This window comes from Shewanella metallivivens (assembly GCF_028750675.1).
GTDB lineage: Bacteria > Pseudomonadota > Gammaproteobacteria > Enterobacterales > Shewanellaceae > Shewanella > Shewanella metallivivens.
Window position 1 is genome coordinate 35,429 of the sequence record NZ_JAQQPZ010000011.1, and the last position, 8,449, is coordinate 43,877.

At 41.1% G+C, this 8,449-nt stretch carries 5 protein-coding genes and 4 tRNA genes; 7 read left to right on the plus strand and 2 right to left on the minus strand.

Annotated elements, in window-relative coordinates; translation table 11 throughout:
• The first annotated feature begins 106 nt into the window (after positions 1-106).
• Positions 107-2,119, plus strand: coding sequence for a DNA helicase Rep (gene rep, locus PQR79_RS12480; RefSeq protein WP_238104460.1), 2,013 nt, complete (start codon positions 107-109; stop codon positions 2,117-2,119).
• A 19-nt stretch (positions 2,120-2,138) separates the two neighbouring features.
• On the opposite strand, the gene PQR79_RS12485 is transcribed toward rep, so the two are convergent.
• Positions 2,139-4,763 carry a sensor domain-containing diguanylate cyclase gene (locus PQR79_RS12485; RefSeq protein ID WP_238104458.1) on the minus strand — a complete coding sequence of 875 codons (2,625 nt, stop codon included), beginning with the start codon at positions 4,761-4,763 and terminating at the stop codon, positions 2,139-2,141.
• A gap of 241 nt (positions 4,764-5,004) precedes the next feature.
• Between PQR79_RS12485 and PQR79_RS12490 the strand changes: the two genes are divergently transcribed.
• The 4 genes from PQR79_RS12490 to PQR79_RS12505 all read left to right on the plus strand — a co-directional run bounded on the left by PQR79_RS12490 (position 5,005) and on the right by PQR79_RS12505 (position 5,446).
• Positions 5,005-5,081 (plus strand) — tRNA-Arg (locus PQR79_RS12490).
• 50 nt (positions 5,082-5,131) lie between these two features.
• Positions 5,132-5,207, plus strand: a tRNA-His gene (locus tag PQR79_RS12495).
• 26 nt (positions 5,208-5,233) lie between these two features.
• Positions 5,234-5,310, plus strand: a tRNA-Pro gene (locus tag PQR79_RS12500).
• A 59-nt stretch (positions 5,311-5,369) separates the two neighbouring features.
• Positions 5,370-5,446 (plus strand) — tRNA-Pro (locus tag PQR79_RS12505).
• Between the two features lie 219 nt (positions 5,447-5,665).
• Here the strand turns inward: PQR79_RS12505 and PQR79_RS12510 are convergent.
• Positions 5,666-7,588, minus strand: coding sequence for a bifunctional diguanylate cyclase/phosphodiesterase (locus tag PQR79_RS12510; RefSeq protein ID WP_238104456.1), 1,923 nt, complete (start codon positions 7,586-7,588; stop codon positions 5,666-5,668).
• 217 nt (positions 7,589-7,805) lie between these two features.
• Here PQR79_RS12510 and zapD point away from each other — a divergent pair, with 217 nt between their 5' ends.
• On the plus strand, positions 7,806-8,174 hold the full coding sequence (gene zapD / locus PQR79_RS12515) for a cell division protein ZapD (protein WP_274408527.1): 369 nt from the start codon (positions 7,806-7,808) through the stop codon (positions 8,172-8,174).
• An 82-nt stretch (positions 8,175-8,256) separates the two neighbouring features.
• Positions 8,257-8,449 (plus strand): DNA gyrase inhibitor YacG (gene yacG, locus PQR79_RS12520; protein WP_274408528.1); only part of this gene is annotated, 193 nt, incomplete at its 3' end.

Sequence of the window (8,449 nt, forward strand, 5' to 3'; positions counted from 1 at the left end):
CCGAGGTGAACGTTTTTCCAAAACCTAACTGTAATTTTTCGTTAATTGTCATCGGTGATTCTGCTATGATCCGCCTTCGTTTACGTTTAGTAAGGTAGTGTGATTAATGAAACTCAATCCAGGGCAAAATGAAGCCGTACATTATGTCTCGGGTCCGTGCTTAGTACTTGCGGGTGCTGGCAGTGGTAAAACGCGTGTGATCATTAATAAAATTGCTTACTTGGTCGAAAAGTGTGGTTACAAAGCACGTAATATTGCAGCGGTAACCTTTACCAATAAAGCCGCTCGTGAAATGAAAGAGCGTGTGGCGCAGTCTATGGGGCGTAAAGAAGCGCGAGGGTTGTGGATTTCGACTTTCCATACATTGGGGTTAGAAATTATTAAGCGTGAGCATAAAGTCTTAGGCCTTAAAGCAGGCTTTTCATTATTTGATGACCAGGATACCTTTGCGTTATTAAAAGAGCTGACTCAAGATGAGTTAGACGAAGACAAAGACCTCATTAAAGCCCTAGCCTCGGCGATTTCAAATTGGAAAGGCGGCTTGGTTATTCCTCAGCAAGCACGCAGTTTAGCAAAAGATGAGCAAGGGCAATTATTTGCTATGCTATATCAGCGTTACGCGCAGCACATGAAAGCCTACAACGCGCTTGATTTTGACGATCTTATTTTAATACCGACCTTATTACTACGCATGAACGAGGAAGTGCGCACCCGTTGGCAAACCCGTATCCAATATTTACTGGTGGACGAATATCAAGACACCAACACCAGCCAGTATGAGTTAGTCAAACTGTTAGTGGGCGAACGCGCTCGGTTTACCGTGGTGGGCGATGACGATCAGTCAATTTATTCGTGGCGTGGCGCCAAACCGCAAAACTTAGTGTTATTGGGCACCGACTTCCCGAAATTAAAACTGATTAAATTGGAACAGAATTATCGTTCTAGCCAACGTATTTTACGTGCTGCCAATATATTGATTGCCAACAATCCGCATGTGTACGACAAGTCGTTGTTTAGTGAGCTTGCTTATGGTGAGCCACTTCGCGTATTGATTGCCGCTAACGAAGAGCAAGAGGCGGAACGAGTGGTGGCTGAAATTATTCGCCACAAGTTTGTTGGCCGCACCCAATTTGGCGACTATGCCATTTTGTATCGAGGTAATCATCAGTCGCGCTTATTAGAACGTGCCCTAATGACGAACCGTATACCTTATAAATTAAGTGGCGGAACATCGTTTTTTGCCCGTGCAGAAATTAAAGACATTATGGCGTACCTGCGTTTGGTGGTGAATCCTGACGACGATAATGCATTCTTGCGAGTGGTTAATTTACCTAAACGTGGTATTGGCCCTGCCACCTTGGAGCGATTAGGCAATTTTGCCAATCAAAAGCATATTTCATTGTTTGAGGCTATTTTTGATGTCGAGCTTAATCATCATTTAGCACCTGCTGCGGTGAATTCTCTTTATCAATTTGGCAAATTTATTGTTGATACCGGTGAGCTCGCCACTCGAGGGGAGCCAGTCGAAGCCATTAAGCAGCTTATTCGTAAAATTAATTACGAAGATTATTTATACGAAACCAGCACCAGTGCAAAAGCGGCTGAAATGCGCATGAAGAATATCTCTGAGCTTTATCGCTGGGTGACTGAAATGCTTGAAGGCGATGAGCTTGACGAAGCCATGTCATTGCCAGAGGTGGTGACTCGCCTAACCCTGCGCGACATGATGGAACGTAATAGTGAAGATGAGGGCGGCGACCAGGTGCAGTTAATGACCTTGCATGCATCTAAAGGGCTTGAGTACCCATTTGTGTTCATGGTGGGGGTTGAAGAGCGCATTTTGCCGCATCAATCGAGTATTGATGAAGATAATGTCGATGAAGAGAGGCGTTTAGCTTATGTTGGTATTACCCGTGCACAGCGTGAGTTGTGGTTTGTCATTTGCCGTGAACGCCGTCAATTTGGTGAAACCATGCGCTGCGAGCCAAGTCGCTTTTTACTTGAGTTACCCCAAGATGATTTAATTTGGGAAAACCGTAAACCGGTGCAAACAGAAGCACAACGGGTTGAAACGGGTAAGAGTCATATTGCTAATCTACGAGATATGTTTAAAAAGTAGGTTTAGTGACGGTTATTATTTAGGCGCAGGATTTAGTTGGCTTTTTTTTTTCGTTAAATAATTTGCTGATAGCCCGACCTTGGCCACGAATGTAACCAAGCTCTAGAAACTGCCGCACTTGTTGTTGTGTGTCGACAGTGGTGGCATACATGTCAAAGTTAAGGGTTTCTGCAGTAAGTTGATAGGCTTTAACCAGTTGCAGTTGTTTGTCATTGAGTAAGTGTTTACTAATGTCGTTATCTAGCTTTAATGCTGTTATGGGTAAAAAGCTTAGGCAACTTAATGAGCTGTAACCTGTGCCATAGCCATCAATACCAATCTTAACGCCTAATTGGCTAATCATATCGAAACCATTGATGTGGTTTTCGGTGTCTTGCACTAGCGCTTTCTCGTTAAAAAATAACATTAACTTATTGGCGTCGATATTACTGGCTTTGATAGAGTTTTTTAAGTTGCGTAGCACAAACTTATTTTTAATGTGTTGGCTGCTAATTGATAAGTGCAAGGTAATATCTTGGTGATATTGCTGTTTGAGTAAATGATATTGCTGGCTTAGGTGAGCAAATATATACCCGTCTAAATTAAGTGTGAGTTGATATTGGGCCGCAAGATGCTTGAGTTTAGTGTGTTCAATGCGTCCGTGCTCTGGATGATGCCACTCTATTTGGGGCTCAATTGCGATAATTTCGCCGCTGGTGAAATCAACCACTTCAACGTAGTGAATATCAAACTCTTGTTTATCTAGTGCCTGCTTAAAGTCAGCTTCCAATTCATGTTGTTGTTTAGATTGGTTACTGAGCTTGTCGTCAAATATAACATAGCAACCTTTGCCATTGGCTTTAGCTTGGTACATGGCAGCATCAGCATCACGAAGCAAAGACTCGCTAGTCACTAACTTATTACGGCCACTAAAAGCGACACCGATACTGGCACCGGCTATAAACTCTTGTTTACCGAGCTCATAAGGCATAGATAACGCTTGTAAGATGCGTTCGCAGACTTCAATAGCATCATCTGTTGTGCTGATTGAGTCGAGTAATATCACAAACTCATCACCGCCCATTCTTGCTAGGGTGTCATTATCGCGTACGCATGATTTAATCCGTTGTGCAGTTTCTATTAAGAAGCGATCACCTTCTAAATGACCAAAAGAGTCGTTAATAAGTTTAAAACGGTCTAAATCGATAAATAATAGGGCAAACTGGTCTAAACCATGGCGGCGCAAATGTTTAAGAGCGTGTGATAGGCGCTCCATTAAATAACTTCTGTTGGGCAACCCTGTTAGCCCGTCGTGTTGAGCATCGTGTACCAGTTGATCTTCAATTTTACGGCGTTGATTAATTTCTTGTTGTAAGTTGTTATTGAGCTCGGCTAGTGCTCGTGTTCGCTCTATGACTTTATCTTCTAAAAGCTCATGGCTATTTTTGAGTGATTCAACGGCTTGTTTGCGCTCGATTGCGTTGGCAATGTGTTGCGATACAAAAGTCAGTAATTCTAAGTCTTTTAATTGATAGATATGTTCGTCATCAAGACTGTAAATGGTTAACGCTCCGGCAATATCGCCGTTAATAATTAGCGGTATACCAATCCACTGATGCATTCGTTGAGTTTTGTTTAGCTCTGGAGATTTTGAGTAGACTTCACCATTGGCGACCATTTGGGCAATGTCTTTGGCAGACAATAATCGAGGTAACTTATGTTGTAAAATGTACTCGGTTAAGCCATCTTGCATTGGGCGTGACGATGGATATTGGGCTGTCATTTGCGATACATAGAATGGAAATGACAACATATTGTGATCGTCTATCAATGAGATAAAACAATTATGCGCAGGAATTAACTGACTGATAATAGTGTGAATACGCAGATAAAAGTCTTGCTGTAACACATTTGATGCTGATAAATCTGCAATTTCGAATAAGGTTTTTTGTAGTTTTTCGGCTTTTACTCGCTCTTGAACTTCAATTTTGACTTTATCATAAGCTTGACTAAGCTCTTTGGTCCGCTCAGTAATGGCTTGTTCTAGTTGTTCATGATGTTCAAGTCGCTCCATTACGCCAGAGATATGGTGGCAAATAAACCCCATTAACTCTAGCTCTAACTCACCGTATGTATTGGCTTCGTTATAACTTTGAACAACTAAAACGCCACTCACCACATCTTGATTTTTAATCGGTACACCGAGCCATTGATGGCTTGGAGAGCCCAAACTTTTAATATCGCCGCTGGCGATGAGTTCATTAAACTTTTTGTCATCACACAGTAATGGCTCGCCGTTTCGTAATACGTATCCGGTTAAGCCGCTATTGAGTAATGACGAAATCTCCTGGTCGGGATACAAATCTGTGGGGTGAGAGTCTTGTAAATCAGCAAAAAAGGGCAGGCTGGTTAAGCCGGTTTTAAGATCTCTTGAGGCTATAAAGAAGTTTTCAGCTGGAATAAGTTGTTGAAGATGTAAGTGTACCCGCTGATAGAAGTCTTCAAGTGATTTTACTTGGGTAGCAATATTAGAAATACCAAGTAGGGCATTTTGAATAATTTCGGAACGTTTATATTTTTTAGCCAAACGCTTTAAACGAGTCACTCTTTTTTGTAAGTGCTCGACTCTTGGCGATGTTGTTGAGTGGCTAATTTCCTTATTCATATCCCAGACTGCGACTATCCTACTAATTATGCAATAAATATTTTTGAACAATCATTATAATTACCATAAATATAAATGTGATCCAAGCGAAATAAATGTAAGTATATAGTTAATAATTGACTGGATTGCGCATTTTACTTTCTAAAATGAGTCAAAACTTAATCAGTCAGTTAAAAAAAGTAAATCAGGGCTAGACGTGAGGGCGTTTTATCCCTACTATATGCGTCGCTAACCAAGGCGAGCGCCCATAGCTCAGCTGGATAGAGCGTACCCCTCCGGAGGGTAAGGCCGAAGGTTCGAATCCTTCTGGGCGCACCATTCCGTAAGCAGTGGTTATGTTGTATTGGTTAGTAGATTGAAAGTCAGTGGTGATTGTAGCTCAGTTGGTAGAGTCCCGGATTGTGATTCCGGTTGTCGTGGGTTCGAGCCCCATCAGTCACCCCATTCAATTTGTTGTTTTATGTATATTTCGGTGATTAGCGCAGCCCGGTAGCGCATCTCGTTTGGGACGAGAGGGTCAGAGGTTCGAATCCTCTATCACCGACCACATTTAAGTGAACAGGTTAATTTGATTAATTGGTTTACTGCACAGTTTAAAATAGATTTCGGTGATTAGCGCAGCCCGGTAGCGCATCTCGTTTGGGACGAGAGGGTCAGAGGTTCGAATCCTCTATCACCGACCAATTTAACAAAAAAGCCACTCATTTGAGTGGCTTTTTTGTTTTCGTTTTGGATTTAATGCTCAGGTAGCCTACGCTTCTTGTAAACTCTCTTATTAATGCGAAGCGGTATAACCTAATGCTAGTTTACACTGCTAGGTTTTTGCGCCATCTAAGCGAGGTTGTATCCTCAAAAAAAACCACTCCGAAAAGTGGTTTGTATCTTGAACATGTGGTTCAGCGTTAAAGTTTTATATTGACGGGTGGTGAGATAAAGCCTTGGTAGGCATCTACTCTGAGCTCAGTAAAGCGACTGAGTTGTTGTTTTTCTTGAATACCCGTAACAATCACTTGAATGTCTAACCCTTTCGCTACGTTCACTAAGGCTCTGCACAACTCACTGTTGTGTTGATTGTCTTCAATATAAGCAAATGATTGGTCCAGTTTGACGTAGTGTGGTCTTAAGCTTTGTAAGTAAGCCATTGAACCAAATTGACGGCCAAAATGATCTATACCAAAATGCGCACCACAATCGCGGATTACCTTACATAAGCTCTCACAAGCTTCTAAATCACTGTATACGCTGGCTTCTGGTATTTCGAAACAGATACGTTCAGGGAATTTATTTGCGCGTAAAAATTGCTTGAGCCAACCATGGAACTCGGTATCACTAATACTTTGATTCGTTAAATTTATGGCGACCCGTTCATAATTACGTTCGAGTAATTTGTGTTGGTTAACGGTTTCGATAAGGCATCTGTCGAGTAGGGTGCCAAGTGATAACAGTTCCACGTAAGGCATAAATTGCCCTGCATGAAGGGTGGTATCTTCAATATTTAATTGGCAGTAAAGCTCACGTTGGCAGACTTCATTTTTAGCACTTAGTTGAATTGGCTGCCAACGGAATTGGAATTTTTTATTTTGAATGGCACTACCTAAATTATTGCGCCATTCTTCTCGAGTGAAAAGCTGTTTCTGGGTATTTTCAAACCAGTGAAACACTTTAGCTTCTTTAATTGATTGTTGTAGCGCATTATCTGCTTGAGCCATCATGTCAGATACCGTCATTTGACCTAAACGTTCTGCTACCCCAATATTAAATTGCTCGTTTGGTTTGCTTCCTGCTTTAGATATTTCTTTATTGACGGTGCGTATAAGACTTTGCAAGTATTTCGTTAATTGATCGTGTTCGCAGTCTTCGACTAAAAATGCAAATTCATATGCTGCAATACGAGCAATAACCGAATGTGCGATTTCATCTTGATGTTGTTGTAGTTTTTCCGACAGAATGCGAATGGTTTCGTCACGAACTTGGAAACCATACTTGCTATGAACGTCTTCTAACCAATCCATTTTAACTAAGTATAATGCCCCAGTGCTGGGTTCGCTTAACCATCCATTAATTCGGCTGACGATATATTGTCTGTTAGGTAAACCTGATACCTGATCGACTAGATTTTTTTTGCGTAAGGCTGATACTTCTTCGTCGAGTGAGCTAAAAACTTGTTTTAATTGGGCTGACATACTATTGAATGCGTCGACCAACTCTTTGAGTTCTTTGGTTTTAGGTGTTGGCATATCTGGGCCAAATTGGCGTTCAGCGATTTGTTTTGCATGTAAAGAAAGGGTATTTAGTGGCTTTAATATCCAACTTAAACCGACTCGAGCAAACGCGATTGCGATTAAAAATAGGATAGAAAATAAAATGATAATATCGCTGATAATGCGCCACAACTCTTGGTAACCAAACCCAGGATGCGCGGTGATCTCTAACGTTGCTAGCTGTAACCAGCCAGAGGTAATCGTGGTTTGTTTATTAATGTTTGCAAATAGATCAAGATCAATAAACCATTGTGGTACGGAATCGACTTTAACTGTGTTATTCCACACTTGTTGTTTGCCATCGACTAGCCAGGTGAGTTTAATTTGTTGGTAGTATCCACCCTCAAAAATAACATTGACTAGGGTTTCTGCCCCTGCGGTGTCACCAGCTTCAAGTACCGGTGTTAGCATTAATCCTAATGAATGGCTGGCATTATTAAGATCAGATTCCATTTGTTTGGTAAGAAAACCTTGGGTTTCTGAGAATTGTACATAGGCCACGCTTGCTATGGTTAATAAGAAAAGCGCAAAAAGTAACGCATAGATCTGCCTGAACAAGGTCATGTTGTTACTACTCCATGTTGAGTTTGGGTAAGCGTAAACGATCTACACCTAATCTAAGTTTAAAGCATATGTTATTTACAACAAGCCGATAGCGAACAAGTTAATCAACTTATCCAACAACTCAACTCACTAAAAACACCATTACAGAAACCCGAAAGAATTGGCTACAAACTCAAACAAGATAAATTTATTACGGCNTTTACGACAGCGTTTTAACATGACAGGTGCCTACTGTAATTTTGACTTACCACAGCTGCATTTTTGGTTAGGAAAAGACTGGCCACAAAGAAAAAAAGATATTCAGTACTGGCTAGAGCAATTTAAGCCGATTCTAGCGCCTATCACACTCTTGTTGAACATATATCGTAATACTGCTGAGTTTACTCACATAAGCGCTCAAGCAGGCTTTTATCAAGGTGATTCACCACAACCTTTATCATTAATCCGCGTTAAAATTGATCCCAGTTATAACTGCTATCCAACGATAAGTGGCCACAAAAATAGATACGCTATCCACTTTGTTGATTTCAGTTTACACCGCCATACCCACGAAACTATTGAGTTCTCACTAGCAACCTGTGGTTAAACGCTTTACCATTAAACCATGATCAATTAATAACACCACTAGTCATCACTGATGATTAGGCAGTGGAGAAGCAGATAACACTATGCCGTTAACCGTTAAATGTCCTATTTGCAGTACATCAGTTGAGTGGAACACCACATCTTTATTTAAGCCGTTTTGTAGTGAACGCTGCAAACTTATCGATCTTGGCGATTGGGCAAGTGAAAAACACAGCATTCCTGTGAAAGACAATATCGACCCAGATATGATCGATGATATTGGCTATGATGAAGAAG

Excerpts from the sequence above, each read along its gene's own strand:
- PQR79_RS12485 (WP_238104458.1), bottom strand. The coding sequence starts at position 4,763 with ATGAATAAGGAAATTAGCCACTCAACAACATCGCCAAGAGTCGAGCAC.
- zapD (WP_274408527.1), top strand. The coding sequence starts at position 7,806 with ATGACAGGTGCCTACTGTAATTTTGACTTACCACAGCTGCATTTTTGG.
- rep (WP_238104460.1), top strand. The coding sequence starts at position 107 with ATGAAACTCAATCCAGGGCAAAATGAAGCCGTACATTATGTCTCGGGT.
- PQR79_RS12510 (WP_238104456.1), bottom strand. The coding sequence starts at position 7,588 with ATGACCTTGTTCAGGCAGATCTATGCGTTACTTTTTGCGCTTTTCTTA.